Genomic DNA, 1,052 nt, shown 5'->3' on the forward strand with positions numbered 1-1,052 from the left:
GTGGGGGCCATGGGGACGTTCCCGTGGGGGGAACGGGACGCCGTCGATACCGTGGGGGCGTCGTGTGCCGGTCGCACGGCAAAGGGGACCGCGCGAACCGATACCCTTGTGCGGAGAAAGAAGAGAGGCGGCGAACGTGGATATCGCTCATTTGCGCCAGGGGAGTGGCCCCACCGTGCGCCGCATGCTCCTGGGCGAGCAGCTCCGGCGGTACCGGCAACTCCGCGGCATCTCCCGGGAGGAAGCGGGGGAGAGGATTCGCGCCTCGGCCTCCAAGATCAGCCGCATGGAACTGGGCCGTGTCGGATTCAAGCCTCGTGATATCGAGGATCTGCTGAAGATGTACGGGGTCACCGACCGTAAGCTCCTGAAGGAATTCAAGGAACTGGCCCTCGAATCCAACAAACCCGGTTGGTGGAAGGAGTACGGCGACGCCCTCCACAAGTGGTTCACCCGCTATGTGGGCTTCGAGGAGGCGGCCGACCAGATCCGTATCTACGAGTCCCAGTTCGTTCCCGGGCTGTTGCAGACCGAGGACTACGCCCGCGAGATCATCTCCGGTGGCGTCGACGCCGACACCGTCTCCGAACAGCGCATCCAGGCCAGACTGAAGAGACAGGAACATCTCAACGGTGGCAAGAAGATGTGGATCATCCTCGACGAGGCCGCCGTGCGTCGGCCGATCGGGGGTCGGGAACGCGGCAAGGAGATCATGCGGGGTCAGCTCCGCCACCTGATCGACATCTGCGAGAACCAGGACAACATCACCCTCCAGATCATCCCGTTCGAGGTGGGAGCGCACGCCGCGGAGGCCGGTTCCTTCACGCTCCTGCGCTTCTCCGACTTCGAACTCTCCGACGTGCTCTACCTGGAGCACCTCACCGACGGCGACATCGTGGACAAGCGGGCGACCGTCGAGGCCTACACCAAGGCGATGACCAAGCTCAGTGTCTCGGCCGCCACCCCCGACGAGACGGTCTCGATGCTCAAGGACATGCTCAAGGACCTCGACGAGGCCTGATCTCGGCCCTCGCCCACACCCCGTACAGGAT

At 64.2% G+C, this 1,052-nt stretch carries 1 protein-coding gene; it reads left to right on the plus strand.

The genetic code is table 11. From position 1 onward, the window contains the following. Window positions 1-184 precede the first annotated feature (184 nt). Window positions 185-1,021, plus strand: coding sequence for a helix-turn-helix transcriptional regulator (locus DSY14_RS27860; RefSeq protein WP_211719574.1), 837 nt, complete (start codon window positions 185-187; stop codon window positions 1,019-1,021). Window positions 1,022-1,052 lie beyond the last annotated feature (31 nt).

The sequence above is a fragment of the Nocardiopsis sp. MG754419 genome (assembly GCF_018207095.1).
GTDB lineage: Bacteria > Actinomycetota > Actinomycetes > Streptosporangiales > Streptosporangiaceae > Nocardiopsis.

Coding starts and splice junctions, on each gene's coding strand:
- DSY14_RS27860 (WP_211719574.1), top strand. CDS start 185: ATGCTCCTGGGCGAGCAGCTCCGGCGGTACCGGCAACTCCGCGGCATC.